The 20,032-nt window shown below is 36.7% G+C and carries 14 protein-coding genes, 1 other RNA gene and 1 pseudogene; 14 read left to right on the forward strand and 2 right to left on the reverse strand.

Translation table 11 applies throughout. The features are described from left to right. Positions 1-82 precede the first annotated feature (82 nt). The 7 genes from HMPREF2846_RS07685 to HMPREF2846_RS07715 all read left to right on the forward strand — a co-directional run bounded on the left by HMPREF2846_RS07685 (position 83) and on the right by HMPREF2846_RS07715 (position 8,168). Positions 83-2,272 (forward strand): RelA/SpoT family protein, encoded by a 2,190-nt coding sequence (locus HMPREF2846_RS07685; protein ID WP_002481117.1) that lies wholly within the window; start codon positions 83-85, stop codon positions 2,270-2,272. A 15-nt stretch (positions 2,273-2,287) separates the two neighbouring features. Next, positions 2,288-2,740, forward strand: a complete 453-nt coding sequence (dtd, locus tag HMPREF2846_RS07690; RefSeq protein WP_002481116.1) for a D-aminoacyl-tRNA deacylase — start codon at positions 2,288-2,290, stop codon at positions 2,738-2,740. Continuing rightward, positions 2,737-3,612, forward strand: coding sequence for an N-acetylmuramoyl-L-alanine amidase family protein (locus HMPREF2846_RS07695; protein ID WP_002481115.1), 876 nt, complete (start codon positions 2,737-2,739; stop codon positions 3,610-3,612). The genes dtd and HMPREF2846_RS07695 overlap by 4 nt, the downstream gene beginning before the upstream one ends. A 325-nt stretch (positions 3,613-3,937) precedes the next feature. Continuing rightward, entirely contained in the window at positions 3,938-5,212 is a 1,275-nt protein-coding gene (gene hisS, locus HMPREF2846_RS07700) for a histidine--tRNA ligase (protein ID WP_002481114.1), read from the forward strand. Between the two features lie 15 nt (positions 5,213-5,227). After that, positions 5,228-6,994, forward strand: coding sequence for an aspartate--tRNA ligase (gene aspS / locus HMPREF2846_RS07705; protein WP_070626371.1), 1,767 nt, complete (start codon positions 5,228-5,230; stop codon positions 6,992-6,994). Between the two features lie 72 nt (positions 6,995-7,066). Further along, positions 7,067-7,257, forward strand: a non-coding RNA gene (gene ssrS, locus HMPREF2846_RS07710) — 6S RNA. Positions 7,258-7,391: 134 nt separating this feature from the next. Continuing rightward, positions 7,392-8,168 (forward strand): tRNA threonylcarbamoyladenosine dehydratase, encoded by a 777-nt coding sequence (locus HMPREF2846_RS07715; RefSeq protein WP_023016063.1) that lies wholly within the window; start codon positions 7,392-7,394, stop codon positions 8,166-8,168. A gap of 51 nt (positions 8,169-8,219) precedes the next feature. Here the strand turns inward: HMPREF2846_RS07715 and HMPREF2846_RS07720 are convergent, their stop codons facing one another. Continuing rightward, the gene (locus HMPREF2846_RS07720) at positions 8,220-9,500 is read right to left on the reverse strand and encodes a replication-associated recombination protein A (protein WP_060804777.1); all 1,281 of its coding nucleotides are present in this window, start codon (positions 9,498-9,500) and stop codon (positions 8,220-8,222) included. A gap of 86 nt (positions 9,501-9,586) precedes the next feature. Here HMPREF2846_RS07720 and cymR point away from each other — a divergent pair, with 86 nt between their 5' ends. Together cymR and HMPREF2846_RS14730 are read left to right on the forward strand one after the other, a co-directional pair. Next, entirely contained in the window at positions 9,587-10,006 is a 420-nt protein-coding gene (cymR, locus tag HMPREF2846_RS07725) for a cysteine metabolism transcriptional regulator CymR (RefSeq protein WP_002481110.1), read from the forward strand. Between the two features lie 129 nt (positions 10,007-10,135). Continuing rightward, a pseudogene (locus HMPREF2846_RS14730) lies at positions 10,136-10,342 on the forward strand (CsbD family protein). 97 nt (positions 10,343-10,439) lie between these two features. Here HMPREF2846_RS14730 and HMPREF2846_RS07730 read toward each other — a convergent pair. After that, positions 10,440-11,444: an LLM class flavin-dependent oxidoreductase gene (locus HMPREF2846_RS07730; RefSeq protein WP_070626372.1), complete on the reverse strand. Its 1,005-nt coding sequence runs from the start codon at positions 11,442-11,444 to the stop codon at positions 10,440-10,442. 182 nt (positions 11,445-11,626) lie between these two features. On the opposite strand from HMPREF2846_RS07730, the gene HMPREF2846_RS07735 reads away from it, so the two are divergent. The 5 genes from HMPREF2846_RS07735 (at position 11,627) to alaS (ending at position 20,012) form a co-directional block, all read left to right on the forward strand. Continuing rightward, positions 11,627-12,769 carry a cysteine desulfurase family protein gene (locus HMPREF2846_RS07735; RefSeq protein WP_002481107.1) on the forward strand — a complete coding sequence of 381 codons (1,143 nt, stop codon included), beginning with the start codon at positions 11,627-11,629 and terminating at the stop codon, positions 12,767-12,769. A gap of 2 nt (positions 12,770-12,771) precedes the next feature. Then, entirely contained in the window at positions 12,772-13,884 is a 1,113-nt protein-coding gene (gene mnmA, locus HMPREF2846_RS07740) for a tRNA 2-thiouridine(34) synthase MnmA (RefSeq protein ID WP_070626373.1), read from the forward strand. Positions 13,885-13,985: 101 nt separating this feature from the next. Beyond that, positions 13,986-14,654, forward strand: coding sequence for a tetratricopeptide repeat protein (locus HMPREF2846_RS07745; protein WP_070626374.1), 669 nt, complete (start codon positions 13,986-13,988; stop codon positions 14,652-14,654). 2 nt (positions 14,655-14,656) lie between these two features. Further along, positions 14,657-17,071, forward strand: coding sequence for an SF1B family DNA helicase RecD2 (locus HMPREF2846_RS07750; RefSeq protein WP_070626375.1), 2,415 nt, complete (start codon positions 14,657-14,659; stop codon positions 17,069-17,071). 310 nt (positions 17,072-17,381) lie between these two features. Further along, positions 17,382-20,012: an alanine--tRNA ligase gene (alaS, locus tag HMPREF2846_RS07755; RefSeq protein WP_070626376.1), complete on the forward strand. Its 2,631-nt coding sequence runs from the start codon at positions 17,382-17,384 to the stop codon at positions 20,010-20,012. The last annotated feature ends 20 nt before the right edge of the window (positions 20,013-20,032 follow it).

A 20,032-nucleotide genomic window follows, 5' to 3' on the forward strand; every position in this document is an offset into this window, starting at 1 on the left:
TGAAATACGAAATATTCAAACAAACTGACAAGCAGTTTATAAAATAAAATGTACTTAAAAAGAAGATGTGGGGGTGTCTAATGTGAATAATGAATATCCATACAGCGCAGATGAAGTCTTATATAAAGCAAAATCCTACTTATCCAAAGAGGAGTATGAACATGTCTTGAAAAGTTATCATATCGCATATGAAGCGCATCAAGGCCAATTCAGAAAAAATGGTTTGCCTTATATTATGCACCCGATTCAAGTAGCTGGTATTTTAACTGAGATGCATCTTGACGGACCGACTATTGTTGCAGGCTTCTTACATGATGTAATTGAGGATACTCCTTACACATTTGATGACGTAAAAGCGATGTTTAACGATGAAGTAGCCATGATTGTTGAAGGGGTTACGAAATTAAAGAAAGTCAAATATCGTTCTAAAGAAGAACAACAAGCTGAGAACCATAGAAAGTTATTTATTGCGATTGCCAAAGATGTACGTGTTATCTTAGTTAAATTAGCAGATAGACTGCATAATATGCGTACTTTAAAAGCGATGCCGAGAGAAAAACAAATCAGAATTTCTAAAGAAACATTAGAGATTTACGCACCGCTTGCACACCGTTTAGGGATTAATACAATCAAATGGGAACTTGAAGATATAGCGCTTCGTTATATCGATGGTGTACAGTACTTCCGTATCGTCAATCTCATGAAGAAAAAACGTAGTGAGCGTGAAGCTTATATTGCAAACGCGATAGACAATATACGTGCTGAAATGGATAAAATGCATATTTCAGGTGAGATTAACGGCCGTCCTAAACATATTTACAGTATCTATCGTAAAATGATGAAACAAAAGAAACAATTCGATCAAATCTTTGATTTATTAGCAGTGCGTATTATTGTTGATTCAATTAAAGATTGTTATGCGGTATTAGGTTTAGTACATACTTTATGGAAACCGATGCCTGGCAGATTCAAAGACTATATTGCGATGCCTAAACAAAACATGTATCAATCGTTGCATACCACTGTTGTAGGTCCTAATGGCGATCCTTTAGAAATTCAAATCAGAACACATGAAATGCATGAAATTGCTGAACACGGGGTTGCGGCGCATTGGGCTTATAAAGAAGGCAAGAAAGTCACTGATGATAATTCAAGTTATGCTAAGAAATTATCATGGTTGAAAGACTTGGCAGAAGCGGATAAAACAGCGAATGATGCACAAGAATTTATGGAATCATTGAAGTTCGATTTACAAAGTGATAAAGTATATGCCTTCACACCACAAAGTGATGTGATTGAATTACCTTATGGTGCAGTTCCGATTGACTTCGCCTATGCCGTACACAGTGAAGTCGGCAACAAAATGATCGGTGCAAAGGTCAATGGTAAAATCGAACCGATTGATTACGTATTGCAAACTGGAGATATTGTTGAAATACGAACAAGCAAACATTCCTATGGACCAAGCAGAGACTGGTTGAAAATTGTTCGTTCTTCCAGTGCAAAAAGCAAAATTAAAAGCTTCTTCAAAAAACAAGACCGTTCTTCAAACATTGAAAAAGGTAAGTTTATGGTAGAAGCGGAAATTAAGGAACAAGGCTTTAAAGTTGATGAAGTGTTGACAGAAGCGAATATAGATATCGTCAATCAAAAATATAATTTCTCAAATGAAGATGATTTATTTGCGGCAGTAGGTTTTGGCGGTGTGACATCATCACAAATCGTTAACAAGTTAACGGAAAAACAACGTATTCTTGACAAGCAACGTGCATTGAATGAAGCGCAAGAAGTCACAAAATCTGTACCGATTAAAGACAATATCACCACAGACAGCGGTGTTTATGTTGAAGGTATTGAAAACGTATTGATCAAATTATCTAAATGCTGTAATCCGATTCCAGGTGACGATATTGTAGGTTATATTACTAAAGGACATGGTATTAAAGTACACCGTACAGATTGTCCGAATATCCGAAATGAAAAAGAACGTTTGATCAGCGTAGAGTGGGTGAAATCTAAAGACTCTACACAACGTTATCAAGTTGATTTAGAAGTCACTGCCTATGACCGCAACGGATTACTTAATGAAGTACTACAAGCGGTTAACGCAACTGACAGTAATTTAGTTAAAGTATCAGGTAAATCTGATGTTGAAAAAAATGCTATTATTAATTTAAGTGTGATGGTTAAAAACGTCAACGAAGTATTTAAAGTCGTAGAACGTATTAAACAACTAGGAGACGTCTATACAGTAACAAGAGTTTGGAACTAACTGAGGTGTATATAAATGAGAGTAGTAGTACAACGTGTCAAACAAGCATCTGTAACAAATGAAACGTTAAATAATCAAATTGGAAAAGGTTTATGTTTGTTAGTTGGTGTCGGTAAAGATTCGACTGAAGCAGATGTGCAAGCAGTGGCAAAAAAGATAGCCAATGCAAGAATCTTTGAAGATGAAGAAGGAAAAATGAATTTGAATGTTCAGCAAATCGGGGGTGAGATATTATCTATATCTCAATTCACGTTATATGCTGATGTTAAAAAAGGCAATAGACCTGGCTTTTCAAATTCTAAATCTCCAGATGAAGCAAATCGCTTATACGAAGCATTGAACGATACATTACGTACTTATGACTTAGAAGTTAAGACAGGTGAATTCGGTACTGATATGTTAGTGGATATCGCAAATGACGGTCCTGTGACGATTATTTATGAAAGTCAGGACGGCAAAGTGATATGAACCGAATAGAACGGTGGTTTAAAAAGCATAGACTTAAACCGATTCCCGTACTCATTGCTGCACTCTTAATTATTATTGTTGTATTTACGATAATTCTCGTTGCCAATTATCAAGATAAACATGATGATAGTGTAACAATGAAAGAAGATGCAGAATTAAGAACGGGTCCTAACGCCGTCTATCCTGAGATTTTTCCTGCTGAAAAAGGTGAAACATTCCATAAACTTGATAAAAAAGGTAAATGGATTTATGTTGAAACGAGTAATGGCAAGCAAAAAGGATGGGTGGCTGGATGGCATACGGATTTAGATATTCCGCCAGATAATGATCCGAATGCTAAGCCGTTAAAAGGCAAAGTGATTGTACTGGACCCTGGTCATGGCGGTGGTGACCAGGGAGCAGCCAGTGGCACTAAGTATAAATCTTTAGAAAAAGTTTATACTTTAAAAACTGGATTGGAGTTAAAAAAGAAACTTGAGCAAGAAGGCGCAACTGTTAAAATGACGCGTGACAATGATAATTACGTCAAACTGAAAGATAGAAATCTTAAAGGTGATGCGTTTATCAGCTTACATAATGACGCTTTGGAGTCTCCTGAAGCAAATGGCGCAACAGTATATTGGTACAAGAAAAAACAAGAAGATTTAGCACAAGTTTTAAGTATGAGTATACAGAAAAAAGGTTTGCTGTCACCAAAAGGTGCAAGACAGGAAAATTATCAAGTATTGCGTCAATCTAAAATACCAGCTGTGTTAATTGAACTAGGGTATATCAGTAATCCAACAGATGAGATGATGATACGAGATAAATTGCATCGCCAAATATTAGAACAGTCTATTGTTGATGGTTTGCGTATGTATTTTTCAGCTTAAATAGTTGCAATCAATGCTTAAAATCGTTATGATAGTATCTGAATAAAATAATTAAAACCGTTACGATTCTTGAATAGACATTACGAAATGATACAAGAGAAATAATCCTAGGCTGAAAGATTATTCAGAGTAATTTTGTCATTATTGAACACAAGAAGAGGTGAAGGTAAATAGTTTCTGTTTATCTTCCGTACAACATACGTTAAATGTTTAAAGTGGAACTGTGCTATACAGTTCAATTAGGGTGGCAACACGGAAAATTCGTCCCTTGTGTGATAGTGATATCATACAAGGGGCTTTTTTATTTCTAAAAGGAAGTGACGATATGATTAAAATCCCACGTGGTACACAAGATATTCTGCCTGATCAAAGCAGAAAATGGAGATATATTGAAACAAAATTAGATGAATTAATGGAACTTTATAACTATAAAGAAATTCGTACACCTATTTTTGAAAGCACTGACCTATTCGCAAGAGGTGTCGGCGATTCAACAGATGTTGTACAAAAAGAAATGTATACATTCAAAGATAAAGGTGATCGCAGTATTACATTAAGACCAGAAGGTACTGCAGCAGTAGTTCGTTCATACATTGAAAATAAAATGCAAGGTGATCCGAACCAACCGATTAAGCTTTACTATAATGGTCCGATGTTCAGATATGAACGTAAACAAAAAGGGCGTTATCGTCAATTTAATCAATTCGGTGTAGAAGCAATCGGTGCCGAAGATCCAAGTATTGATGCTGAAGTTTTAGCAATGGTAATGCATATCTATGAATCATTCGGCTTAAAACACTTGAAACTTGTGATTAATAGTGTGGGTGACTTTGATTCTCGTAAGGAATATAACGAAGCGTTAATTAAGCACTTTGAACCTGTCATTGATACGTTCTGTAGTGACTGCCAATCTCGCTTGTATACGAATCCAATGCGTATTTTGGATTGTAAAGTGGATAGAGATAAAGAAGCGGTTAAAACTGCACCACGCATCACAGAATATTTAAACGAAGAATCAAAAGCTTATTATGAACAAGTTAAAAGTTATTTAGATGAATTAGGTATTCCTTATGTGGAAGATCCAAACTTAGTTCGTGGTCTAGATTATTATACACACACGGCTTTTGAATTAATGATTGACAGTCCAGATTATGATGGTGCAATTACAACACTATGCGGCGGCGGACGTTACAATGGTTTATTAGAATTACTAGATGGACCAAAACAAACAGGTATTGGTTTCGCATTAAGTATTGAACGTTTACTACTTGCGTTAGAAGAAGAAGGTATCGAAATCGAAGATGAAGATCATTTAGATTTATTTATTGTAACGATGGGTGAGAAAGCGGACCGTTACGCAGTTAAATTATTAAATGATTTACGCCATCACGGTATTAAAGCAGATAAAGATTACTTGAAACGTAAAATTAAAGGTCAAATGAAGCAAGCGAACCGTGTAGGAGCTGAATATACGATTGTAATCGGCGACCAAGAACTTGAAGATGGAAATATCAATATCAAACATATGGAGAGCGGAGAATCAGAAGCGATTCAACTCACGGATTTAGTTTCATATTTTGAAGAGAAGAAAGCGAAATAAGAGGAGAGAGTAATTATGAGTAAAAGAACAACTTATTGTGGTCTTGTAACGGAAGACCTTTTAGGACAACACGTCACTTTAAAAGGATGGGTACACAATCGTCGTGACTTAGGTGGATTAATCTTTGTTGATTTACGTGACCGTGAAGGCTATGTACAAATCGTCTTCAACCCAGACTTTTCTAAAGAGGCATTAGAAGTTGCGGAATCTATCCGTTCTGAATACGTGATTGAAGTTGAAGGTACAGTAACAAAACGTGATCCTGAAACTGTAAACCCTAAAATTAAAACAGGTAATGTTGAAGTACAAGTTGATAAAATCAATATCATCAACAAAGCACAAACTCCGCCATTTTCAATAAATGATGATTCACAACAAGTGGATGAAAATATCCGTTTAAAATATCGTTATTTAGATTTAAGAAGACAAGAACTTGCGCAAACAATTAAAATGCGTCACCACATTACACGCGCAATTCATGAATATTTAGATAAAGAAGGTTTCTTAGATATCGAAACACCTTTCTTAACTAAATCAACACCAGAAGGTGCACGTGACTATTTAGTACCATCTCGTGTGCATGAAGGTAAATTCTATGCGCTACCGCAATCACCACAATTGTTCAAACAATTATTGATGATCAGCGGCTTCGATAAATATTACCAAATCGTAAAATGTTTCCGTGACGAAGACTTACGTGCAGACAGACAACCTGAATTCACGCAAGTCGATATTGAAATGAGTTTCGTAGACCAAAAAGATGTTATGGAACTTGGTGAAGATATGCTGAAAAGTGTTGTAAAAGATGTTAAAGGTGTTGAATTGACTGAACAATTCCCACGTATGACATACGCAGAAGCTATGTCACGTTATGGTTCTGATAAACCAGATACACGTTTTGACATGGAGTTATTGGATGTTTCAAAACTAGGAGAAACAATGGACTTCAAAGTCTTTAAAGATACAGTAGAAAAAGGCGGAGAAGTAAAAGCATTAGTTGCGAAAGGTGCTTCAGACAAATATACACGTAAAGATATTGATAAATTAACTGAGTTTGTGAATATCTATGGCGCAAAAGGATTGGCTTGGGTCAAAGTTGTTGAAGATGGCTTAAGCGGACCAATCGCAAGATTCTTTGAAGATGAAAATGTTGAAACATTAAAATCTTTAACAGATGCAGAAGCAGGAGATTTAGTATTATTTGTTGCAGATAAACCAAGTGTTGTCGCACAAAGTTTAGGTGCATTACGTGTAAAATTAGCGCATGAGTTAGGCTTAATTGATGAAGATAAATTAAACTTCTTATGGGTAACAGATTGGCCGTTACTTGAATATGATGAAGATGAAAAACGCTATGTAGCAGCGCACCATCCTTTCACATCACCTAAAGATGAAGATTTAGACAAATTAGATTCTGAACCAGAAAAAGCACAAGCGAAAGCGTACGATATCGTATTAAACGGTTATGAATTAGGCGGCGGTTCAATCAGAATCCACAATGGTGATATTCAAGAAAAAATGTTTGAAGTCTTAGGCTTTACAAAAGAAGAAGCACAAGATCAATTCGGCTTCTTACTTGATGCATTCAAATATGGTGCACCACCACATGGCGGTATCGCATTAGGTCTTGACCGCTTCGTCATGTTATTAACAGGACGTACAAACTTACGTGATACAATCGCATTCCCTAAAACTGCGTCAGCTGTATCATTAATGACACAAGCACCAAGTGAAGTTTCTAATAAACAATTAGAAGAATTAGCATTGCGTATTCGTCATTAATAGAAAAATTACACTTTGAGAGTGTTTATATTTGCAATTACCATTTTATGTGGTAATATCTAAGTATAAGATAGTCGTCTGAAATACTCGTAGTTTGCTGTATGTATTTTGACCTAACACTCTTTGATCAGGGAGCCCAATAGGTTTTCTTGCAGCGCACACGCCTCTTAAGGAGGACTTGCAAAACAAGAAACAGGGCACCCACCTGTAATTAGCAGGCCAAAATGATCAAGCTCTAATAACTACGGTACAACGGATTCTATCGTACGTAGGACTTCGGTCCTACGTATTTTTTTTATTTTCTTTTCAAAGTTTGGCTTTTTTCACGAAATAATATTATCTAAATTTGTTATAATGGTATATGGTAGTAAAGTTAGATTAAAGGAGTATAGATTTGATGAAACATCAATTTTCACGTAATGAATTGGCATACGGTAAAGAGGGACTTGATTTATTAAAACAACAAACAGTTGCAGTACTTGGCGTTGGGGGCGTTGGGTCTTTTGCAGCAGAAGCTTTAGCTAGAACAAATATCGGCCATATCATTTTAATTGATAAAGATGATGTGGACATTACTAATGTGAACCGTCAATTACACGCACTTACAACGACTATCGGTCAAAGTAAAGTGACATTGATGGAAGAACGTATCAAATTAATCAATCCAGATTGTAAAGTAACTTCTTTACATATGTTCTATACCGAAGAAACGTATGAACAACTGTTCAATGATTATGATATTGATTACATTATTGATGCGAGCGACACAATTATTTATAAAGTGCATTTGATGAAGGAATGTTTGAAACGCGGCATTAAAATCATTTCTAGTATGGGTGCTGCAAATAAAACAGATCCAACACGTTTCCAAATTGCCGATATTTCTAAAACGAATACAGATCCTATCGCAAAAATAATTAGACAAAAATTGAAAAAAGAAGGTATTAAAAAAGGGATTCCAGTTGTTTTTTCAGATGAAAGTCCAATCGTCATCAGAGAAGATGTTAAAGAAACAGTCGGCGATAAAAATGCGGCAACGCGTAAAGGTCAAATGCCACCATCTTCAAATGCATTTGTGCCAAGTGTAGTAGGCTTAATTTGTGCAAGTTATGTCATCAACGATGTCTTAAAAGATATACCTGTGACTAGAATTAAAGATAAAAACCAAAAATAAAAAGGCTGATGTAGAATCGTAGACTGACTACGATTCTTCTATCAACCTTAATTAACGCTTGTTTTGCTGCTTAGTAATATTGTCATAGATTTGTTTAAGTTGCTGTTCGGTTTTAGATGTTGTTTTAGGATGGTAATAATGTCTGTTTTTAAGTTTATCCGGCAGATATTGCTGTGGTATAAAGCCATTCTCAGAATCATGCGGATATTGATAACCAATTGCATGACCTAATTCTTTAGCGCCTTTATAATGACCATCTTTAAGATGATTAGGCACTTGGCCGACATGACCTTTTCTAATATCAGATAAAGCAGCGTCAATGGCTTTGATACCTGAATTTGATTTAGGTGATAAGCATAATTCAATAACTGCTTGACTGAGCGGAATGCGTGCTTCTGGAAATCCTAAACGTTCTGCAGATTCAATGGCAGCGAGTGTACGTTGCCCGGCACCAGGGGATGCTAAACCGATATCTTCATAGCTGATCACTAGTAATCTTCTCGCGATGGTTGGGAGATCTCCTGCTTCAATCAGTCGTGCAAGATAATGTAATGCGGCATCAGTATCACTGCCTCGAATTGATTTTTGGAAAGCACTCATGACATCATAGTGCATGTCACCATCTTTATCACTGACAAAGCTGCCTTTTTGCATACAATCTTTGGCATCTTCTAAAGAAACGTGAATTTTGTCATTCTCATCAGGTTTAGCACTTAGTACTGAAAGTTCTAAGGCGTTTAAAGCACTGCGCACATCACCGTGACTTTGAGTAGAGAAGTATTGCATTGCATCATGATCAACTGTTGCATGATAGGAAGCAAGACCGCGTTCTTCATCAGCTAAAGCGCGTTCTAATGCTACAGCAACATCTTCTTCTGTCAGAGGATAGAGTTCAAATATCTGTGCTCGTGAACGAATAGCAGGATTAATCGCATGGTACGGATTGGACGTTGTCGCACCAATAAGTACTATTTTTCCGTTCTCTAAGTGAGGTAACAGGAAATCTTGTTTAGCTTTATCTAAACGATGGATTTCATCAAGCAGTAAAATGACTTGACCAGACATTTTTGCTTCTTCAACCACCATTTGCATGTCTTTTTTGGTATTTGTCACAGCGTTTAATTGTCTGAACTTAAACTGTGTAGAACCTGCGATGGCTTTCGCAATACTGGTTTTTCCAATACCAGGAGGTCCATAAAAAATCATTGAAGTCAGTCGTTTGGATTCAACCATTCTTCTAATGATACCTTTTGGACCAACTAAGTGTTGTTGTGATATGATTTCATCTAGGTTTTGCGGACGCATTCTAGATGCTAAAGGTTCGTTAGTCAAGATAGAGCCACACCTTTCTATTACTATATTAACGTAAAAAATGCTAGAATTGAATAAAATAAAATCGGATTAAGCGAGGTAATAAAATGAAAATTTCAACAAAAGGGAGATATGGCTTAACCTTAATGATTTCTCTTGCTAAGAGGGAAGGTCAAGGTTGTGTATCGTTAAAAACTATTGCAGAAGAAAATAAATTAAGTGATCTATACCTAGAACAATTAGTAGGACCTTTAAGAAATGCCGGATTGATTCGTAGTGTACGCGGTGCTAAAGGTGGATACCAACTCCGTGTCCCAGCTGATGAAATTAAAGCCGGAGATATTATTCGCCTGCTTGAAGGTCCGATTTCATTCGTTGAAAGTATAGATTCAGAGCCGCCAGCACAACAAGAACTTTGGTTGCGCATGAGAGACGCAGTCAGAGAAGTATTAGATGGCACAACGTTAAAATATTTAGCAGACTTTAACGATACTGATAAACGCGATAATTACATGTTCTATATTTAATAAGTATTGCAGTTCAACTACAGGTTGTTGGACTGCATTTTTTAATGCGTAATATGGATATGTTTGTTCAAATTCACATGTGGTATTCATATAATGTAACTAGATTTGAAATAATTGGAGGAATCGATTATGGCAAATAAAGGCGAAGACAAATTAGAACAAGCAAAAGGTAACGTTTAAGAAACAGTAGGTAATGCTACTGATAATAAGAAATTAGAAAATGAAGGTAAAGCAGATAAAGCTTCAGGTAAAGTTGATGAAAAAATCAATGATGCTGCAGACAAAGCAAAAGATGCAGCTGGCAAATTAAAAGATAAATTCAATAAAGATAAATAATTATCAATCAACAAATAGAAATAACGGGCAGAATCTTAAATGGTTCTGCCCGTTATTTGTGTTTTAATCAAAATAACTAATCAACGTATATATATATTTATTTACGAACTTGTTTCATAACACGTTGCAAGCGTTCGAATGACTCTTTTTGTTTTTCTTGATCATAGATATAACTGATTGCCATCAATTCATCAAACTCGCCGTAGATATCCATGAATTTTTCGATTTGTTGTTTAACAGTTTCTTCTGAACCTACTAATGAAACACCTAAGCGACCTTTTGCCATTTGTAATTCTGCAGGAGTAAGCACATCTGCTAAATTATCAATTGGTGGTTGCAGCGGTTCCATTCTGCCGCGTGTAATGCTCACTGTAACTTGTGCTAATGTTGTTGCTAATTTTTCAGCTTCTTCATCTGTTTCAGCAACAATCGCATTCAAGCATACAATCATATATGGTTTGTCTAATACTTCAGATGGTTCGAATAATTCTTTATAAATGGACATAGCTTCTCTCATTTGTTGCGGTGCAAAGTGACCAGCAAATACATAAGGTAAGCCCATTCTTGCAGCGAGATGTGCAGAGTCTGTAGAAGAACCTAAAATATATAACGGAACGTTTTTATCAACAGCAGGATATGCACGTACGTAGCCTTGTTGGTTTTTTGGTCCGAAGTATTTTTGTAGTTGTGCAACTTCTTCAGGGAACGCATAAACACCATTATGTTGATCTCTGCGTAATGCACTCGCTGTCATCATATCTGTACCCGGTGCACGGCCTAAGCCTAAATCGACTCGGTTTTTAAACATTGTTTCTAATGTACCGAATTGTTCAGCTACGACTAATGGTGCATGGTTTGGCAACATAATACCGCCTGAACCGACACGGATGTTTTTCGTATGCTCTAATGTGTGTTGAATCAATAACGCTGTCGCAGAACTCACTAAATTCGGAGCGTTATGATGTTCTGCAATCCAATATCGTTCATATCCTAATTCATCTAGATGTTGAGCTAAGTCCACCATATTATCGATGGCTTGCTTCTCATCTTCACCTGATTTAACAGGTACTAAATTGAGTGCAGAAACTTTAATTTCACTCACATAAAGACCTCCTCGTTTTGAATGATATATTAATTATAACAAGAACAAATATTAGAAAGAATTTTATTGCTTAAAGCATGTGCTTTGCATGTTATAATATTTGTGGAACAGAGTACTAGAAAAATTGTAGTGTTGGTGCTAGAATTGGAACATTGATAAAATTGTGAGGAAGTGTCTGACAAATGGAAGTATATGCAGATTATGCAGCAACAACTCCAGTAAAAGAAGAAGTAATTGATAAGATGATGGAATTGTATGCGAAGCATTATGGCAATCCTTCATCCATTCATCGTGTAGGTAGAGATGCCAGACAATATTTAGATGCATCACGTAGAGAAATTGCGTCATTATTAAGCGCAACGCCTAATGAAGTGATTTTCACTAGTGGGGCAACTGAATCTAATAATACTGCGATTAAAGGGTTAGCATATGCTAATCAACATAAAGGAAAGCATTTAATTACATCAAAAATTGAACATCATTCTGTCTTGCATGTATTTGAACAACTAGAGCGTGAAGGCTTTCACGTTACGTATTTAGATGTTGATCGTGAAGGTATCATCGATTTAGAACAATTAAAGGCAGCTATGAGTGATGAAACTATTCTTGTTTCTATCATGTTTGTGAACAATGAAGTAGGTACCGTACAGCCGATGTATGATATAGAAGACATCGTTAAAGCACATGATGCTTATTTACATGTGGATGCTGTACAAGCAGTTGAACATCTGCCGATTGAATTTGATGATTTTAAATTCGATACAATGAGTATAACAGCACATAAATTCGGTGGACCTAAAGGTGTCGGTGCATTGTTAGTTAAACCGAAGACACCTATTCAATTTTCACAACTTGGCGGTGAACAAGAAACAAAACGTCGTGCAGGAACAGAAAATGTACCGCAAATTGCGGGAATGGCTGAAGCATTAAAATTAGCTACAGAACATCGTGATGAAAACAACATTCATTTAATGAATCTTAAAGAAACATTTTTAGTTAACTTGCAAGAACGCAGTATTCCATTTGAAGTGAACGGTTCAATGACCGATACAACAGGACATATCTTGAACTTGTACTTCCCATTCATCGATGTGGAAACGATGTTAACTTTGCTTGATTTAGCGAATATTGCAGTCTCATCAGGCTCTGCATGTACTGCAGGTTCAACTACACCATCACATGTCTTAGCAGCCATGTATGGTGATGACGACCCTAGAACAAAACAATCTATCCGCTTCAGTTTTAACGAATTAACAACTGAACGTGACATTAAATATATCGTAGCAGAAATACAGAAAATTTATTTGAAATTTAAGGAGGAATAAGCGTGAGCAACCAAGATACTCGTGTTGTAGTAGGAATGTCTGGCGGCGTAGACAGCTCAGTGACTGCCTATCTTTTAAAAGAACAAGGCTATGACGTCATCGGTATTTTCATGAAAAACTGGGATGACACTGATGAAAATGGCGTTTGTACCGCGACAGAAGACTACAATGACGTGATTGCTGTTTGTAACCAAATCGGTATACCGTATTATGCGGTAAACTTCGAAAAAGAATACTGGGATAAAGTCTTTACTTACTTCCTAGATGAATATAAAAAAGGACGCACACCAAATCCTGATGTGATGTGTAATAAAGAAATTAAGTTCAAAGCATTTTTAAACCATGCTATGAAACTCGGTGCAGATTATGTCGCAACAGGCCATTATGCACAAGTAAGACGCAATGAAGATGGCACAGTAGAAATGCTGCGTGGTGTGGATAATAATAAAGACCAAACATATTTCTTAAATCAACTGACACATGAACAACTATCTAAAGTAATGTTTCCACTTGGCGGCATGGAGAAATCAGAAGTCAGAGAAATCGCGTTAGCACAAGATTTAGCAACTGCGAAGAAAAAAGATTCGACAGGAATCTGCTTTATCGGCGAACGAAACTTCAAAGATTTCTTATCTAATTATTTACCAGCACAATCTGGTGATATGCGCACATTAAACGGTAAAAAAATGGGAACACACGGCGGTTTAATGTATTACACAATCGGTCAACGTCATGGTTTAGGTATCGGTGGCGATGGAGATCCATGGTTTGTTGTAGGTAAAAACCTTGAAGATAATGTGTTATATGTAGAACAAGGTTTCCATCATGATGCATTGTACAGTGATTATTTGATCGCTTCTGACGTTTCACTTGTGAATGATATCGACTTATCACAAGGTTATCGTTGTACCGCAAAATTTAGATATCGTCAAAAAGATACAGGGGTGACAGTGACACAAATCGGTGATGATCAAATCCGTGTTGATTTTGATGAACCAGTACGTGCAATCACACCTGGACAAGCCGTTGTATTATATGATGGCGACGTTTGCTTAGGTGGCGCAATAATTGATGATGTTTATAAAAATGAAGGTCAACTCACATATGTTGTCTAAATTTTAATCAGGGACTAGGACTTTCCTAGTCTCTTTTTTACATAGTTTCAAGTTTTTCTGATAAAATAAAGAGTTGAATAAGAAAGAAATGAGGACTAAGCATGAAACAAGAAGAAATTTATCAGTTAATTAAAGAAGGTCAATTTGAAACAGCGTTAAAAGCACTGTTTGAAAATATTGATGCACATCCTGAAGACATTGAAAACTACATTAATTCAGGTATTCTGCTTGCGGAAGCAGGTGAAATTGAAAAAGCTGAGAAATTTTTCCAAAAAGCTTTAACTATCGATCCGAACAACGGTGCGATTTATTATAATTTAGCTAATGTTTATTATAATGCAGAAAGTTTTAATGATGCGATTAAACTTTATCAACAAGCACTCAAAACAGGTGTCGATGAAGCGGATACCAATTATATGATAGGGATGTCATTTAATAACTTAGGTGACTATAAATCTGCATTACCTTTCCTTATGCGTTCTGCAGAATTAGATCAAAATAAAGATGAAGAAATTCAATTCCAATACGGTTTAGTCCTATGCCATTTAGAATTGTTTGACCAAGCTGTCAAACAGTTAGATACCGTGTTAAATATAAATCCTAAACATACAGACGCATTATATAACCGTGGTTTAGCGGGTTATATGTTTACTGAAGAAATCTATGAAGCAATCCCATACTTTGAAAAAGCAATAGAGATTGATCCAGAACATTTATTAAGTCAGCATGCACTTAAAACATTCACCCAATTTGATGCAGAGGAGGAATAAATTTGGAGAACCCTACATTGTTTGACTATTCGATGGTCAAAGGAACAGTAGAAGCAATCTTATTTCAAAATAAAGATAATTTCTATACCGTATTAAAAGTAGATCCGATTGAAACCAATGAAGATTTTGATAATATGCCTACAATTGTGGGGTTCTTTCCTGAAATTGCTGAAGGCGATGTTTATACCTTCAAAGGTCAAGCTGTGACACACCCTAGATACGGCAAACAATTAAAAGCTGAAACTTTCGAAAAAGAAGTACCGCAAACAAAAGATGCGATTATCAGTTACTTATCAAGTGATTTGTTTAAAGGTGTCGGTAAGAAAACGGCTGAAAATATCGTAAATACACTTGGTGAAAATACCATCAATAAAATTTTAGATGATCGTTCAGTCCTAGAAGAAGTACCGAATTTATCTAAAAAGAAACAAAGTCAAATCGCAGATCAAATCTACAGTAATCAAGAAGTAGAAAAAATTATGATCAGACTTCATGATTTAGGATTCGGTCCAAAATTAGCGATGAGCATCTATCAAGTTTATCAAAGTGACACCTTACAAACGATAGAGAAAAATCCATATGATCTTGTCTATGATGTACGCGGTGTCGGTTTCCATAAAGCAGATACTTTAGCTAAGAATTTAGGCATAGAATATAACGCCCCTGAACGCTTAAAAGCAGGTCTGCTTTATACGATAGAAGAAGAGTGCATTAAACAAGGTCATACATTTTTACCTAAAGATTATGTATTAGAAACTTCGTTAGAGATGTTAAGCAAGGGATATGACCAAACGATAGATGCCAGTATGTTAGAAAAAATGATACTTGAATTGACAGAAGAAAGTAAGTTGGTGGAAGCGGATGAAACACTTTCTATCCCAAGCTTATATTATTCAGAAGTCAAAAGTGTGCAAAACCTGTATCGTATTGCGTCACATCAAGCTAAATTAGAGAATATTGAACAATCTGACTTACAAATCAATATCGGTGAAATCGAGGAAATGAATGGAGTCAACTATGCATCATCTCAAAAAGAAGCACTTGAAACAGCGATTAATTCAAAAGTCATGCTGCTGACAGGTGGTCCAGGTACCGGTAAAACAACGGTTATCAAAGGCATCGTTGAACTCTATGCGGAAACGCATGGTTTATCCTTATCCTATGACGATTACCAAGAAGATGATTATCCGATAGCGCTTGCTGCACCTACAGGACGTGCAGCCAAACGTTTACAAGAATCGACTGGACTTGAAGCAATGACTATCCACCGTTTAATCGGCTGGAGTCAAGATACCAAGCCTGAAGATGTCTTAGAAAATGAAATTACTGCTAAGCTCATCATTATTGATGAAATGTCAATGGTAGATACATGGTTGTTTCATCAGTTCTTAAATGCAGTACCGATTGATGCACAAATCATTTTAGTCGGAGATGAAGACCAATTACCATCAGTCGGCCCAGGACAAGTGTTTAAAGATTTAATTGATGCGAAAGTCATTCCACGTGTTAATTTAACTGAAGTCTACCGTCAACAAGATGGTTCTAGTATCATTGAACTCGCACATAAAATGAAATTAGGTCAGCCGATAGACATTACTGAGCGATTCCACGATCGCAGCTTTATTCCTTGTACAGCTGAACAAATTCCAGATGTAGTTAATAAAGTAGTGAGTTCTGCTGTTAAAAAAGGCTACGATATGAGTGATATTCAAGTCTTGGCTCCGATGTATCGCGGCAGTGCCGGCATTAAGCGTTTAAATAAAGTATTACAAGATATCTTGAATCCTAAAGCTGAAGATGCAAGAGAGATTGAGTTCGGAGAAGCGGTCTTTAGAAAGGGCGACAAAGTCTTACAACTTGTGAATCGTCCTAATGATAATATTTTCAATGGCGATATCGGTGTGATTGTCGGTATCTTCTGGGCACGAGAAAACGAATTAAATAAAGATATACTTGTCGTTGATTTCGAAGGCAATGAAATTACATTTACCAAACAAGATATGATGGAGTTAACACATGCTTATTGTACTTCCATTCATAAAGCACAAGGTTCAGAGTTTCCAATTGTTATTATGCCGATTGTAAAACAATATTATCGCATGTTGCAGCGTCCGATTATCTATACAGGACTTACACGTGCCAAACAATCTTTAGTTTTTCTTGGTGACAGCCAAGCCTTTGACATCGGTATGAAGACCCATGGCCAAGTTCGTATGACGAGACTCGCACAATTGCTCAGAGATTACTTCGGTCATGAGAGTGAAACAAATGAAGAACAAGCAGATGAACAAATAAATAATCAAACAACCTCAGCACCTGCACAACAACTCGTAGAATTAACAGAAGCAACGATTTATGAAATTGACCCGATGATTGGTATGGGTAAGGTCACACCTTATACTTTTAATCATGAATAAAGTGTTGTGTGAAGTATGATATATGTTGACTTTTAAAGTCTGTCAGACTAAAATAAAATTAATTCGCATAAAGCCGAGTAAGCAAATCGTTATGCCTAAGAGAGGTACCGGGTGGTGTAAGGTATCGCATCATTTGCTGAACGCTACTTTATGTCAGTCCGTATAAGAACAAGAGTGATGCAGGATAATTTGCTGCATAACTAGGGTGGTACCGCGATGCATTCGTCCCTTTGAGGATGAATGCATTTTTATTTTGTGAAAGAACCTATACGGCAATGTTTTAAATATGTATATTAGGAGTGAGTTATTTATGAAGCGATTAAAAGCAAGTGAAATCAGACAAAATTTCATTGATTACTTTAAAGAAAATGGACATATGGTCGAACCTTCTGCACCTTTAGTACCGATTGATGACGATTCATTATTATGGATCAACTCAGGTGTTGCGACATTAAAAAAATACTTTGATGGACGAGAAATTCCAAAAAAACCACGTATCGTGAACGCGCAAAAAGCGATTCGTACAAACGATATTGAAAACGTTGGTTTTACTGCACGTCACCATACTTTCTTTGAAATGTTAGGGAACTTTTCTATTGGTGATTATTTCAAACGTGAAGCGATTGAATTTGCTTGGGAATTCTTAACTAGTGATCGTTGGATGGGTATGGAACCTGAAAAATTATACGTGACCATTCACCCTGAAGATATGGAAGCTTTCGATTTATGGCACGATGTCATCGGTTTAGATGAAAGCCGTATTATTCGTATTGAAGGCAACTTCTGGGATATCGGTGAAGGTCCATCAGGTCCGAACACAGAAATCTTCTATGACCGTGGTCCAGACTATGGTCAAGATGATCCGGCTGAAGAAATGTATCCAGGTGGCGAAAACGAACGTTACTTAGAAGTATGGAACTTAGTCTTTAGTGAATTCAACCATAATCCTGATCATACGTATACACCACTTCCAAATAAAAACATTGATACCGGCATGGGTCTAGAACGTATGGCATCGATTGCGCAAAATGTACGTACTAACTATGAAACTGACCTATTTATCCCAATCATTGAAGAAGTTGAACAAATTTCAGGTAAGAAATATCAACAAGATGCTACGCAAGATGTTGCATTCAAAGTCATTGCGGATCATATCAGAACCATCGCATTCGCAATCGGTGATGGCGCTTTACCAGCAAATGAAGGCCGCGGTTATGTCTTACGCCGTTTATTACGTCGTGCAGTTCGTTTCAGTCAATCTTTAGATATCAACAAACCATTTATGTATGAACTTGTCGATACAGTGGCAGACATTATGGAACCTTACTATCCAGAAGTAAAACAAAAAGCAGATTTCATTAAACGTGTCATTAAATCTGAAGAAGAACGTTTCCACGAAACATTAGAAGAAGGCTTAGCAATTTTAAATCAATTTATCAAAACAGCTAAAAACGGCGATAAAATGATTAAAGGTGAAGATGCGTTCAAATTATATGATACGTATGGTTTCCCAGTTGAATTGACTGAAGAAATCGCTGGTAACGAAGGTTTAAGTGTCGATATGGCGACATTCGAAACAGAAATGCAGCAACAAAGAGATCGTGCACGTCAAGCACGTCAAAATTCACAATCAATGCAGATTCAAAGTGAAGTGTTGAAAAATATTACGACAGATAGTGAATTTGTCGGTTATACACATACAGATTATCAAACGGAGTTAACAGACTTAATTTATAATGGCGAAGCGGTAGAACAAGCAGATGCGGGTGAAACAGTTTACTTTATTTTAAGACAAACACCATTCTATGCTGTTTCAGGCGGACAAGTGGCTGACCAAGGTACAGTCGGCAATGACAACTTCGAAATTGAAGTGACTGAAGTAACGAAAGCACCAAATGGTCAAAACTTGCATAAAGGTATCGTGCAATTCGGTCAAGTCACAAAAGGCGCACAAGTCGACGCTTCAGTTAACCAAGAAGAACGCCGTGCTATTACGAAAAACCATAGTGCAACCCACTTATTACATGCTGCGTTGAAAGAAGTGTTAGGTGACCATGTCAATCAAGCAGGTTCACTCGTTGAAGGCGAACGTTTACGTTTTGACTTCTCGCATTTCGGTCCTGTGACTAAAGAAGAATTAGAACAAATTGAACGTCGTGTCAATGAACAAATCTGGAACGGCATTAATGTTTCAATCAAAGAAATGCCGATTGAAGAAGCCAAAGCTTCAGGTGCAATGGCATTATTCGGTGAAAAATATGGCGATATTGTCCGTGTTGTAGATATGAAACCATTCTCAATTGAATTATGCGGCGGTATCCATGTTCAAAACACATCAGAAATCGGTTTATTTAAAATTGTCAGCGAATCAGGTACAGGTGCTGGTGTCAGACGTATTGAAGCCTTAACAGGTAAAGCAGCATTCTTATACCTTGAAGGTATCCAAGATAAATTCAATGAAGTGAAACACTTAGTGAAAGCTAAAGACGATACGCAAGTGGCTGAAAAAGTAACACACGTGATTGACAGCGAAAAACAATTACACAAACAATTAGAACAACGTAACCAAGAAATCACTGCATTAAAAATGGGCAGCTTAGATGATCAAGTTGAAGACATTAACGGGTTGAAAGTATTAGCGTTACAAGTAGAAGCAGACAATGCGAAAGCCTTAAGACAAACTATGGATGATTTCAAATCTAAATTACAAGATGCGGTCATTATCTTAGCAAGTGATGTCGGTGGTAAAGTTGCTTTAGTTGCGACGGTACCGAAATCAGAGACAAATAAAGTCAAAGCAGGCGACATTATTAAAGAAATGGCACCTGTTGTCGGCGGTAAAGGAGGCGGTCGTCCAGATATGGCACAAGGCGGCGGCAGCGAGCCAGGTAAGATAACAGATGCATTACAATTCATTAAAAACTACATTAAATCACTATAATCTCCTTGCACTCTCATGTA

The sequence above is a fragment of the Staphylococcus sp. HMSC056G08 genome, from assembly GCF_001812305.1.
GTDB lineage: Bacteria > Bacillota > Bacilli > Staphylococcales > Staphylococcaceae > Staphylococcus > Staphylococcus simulans.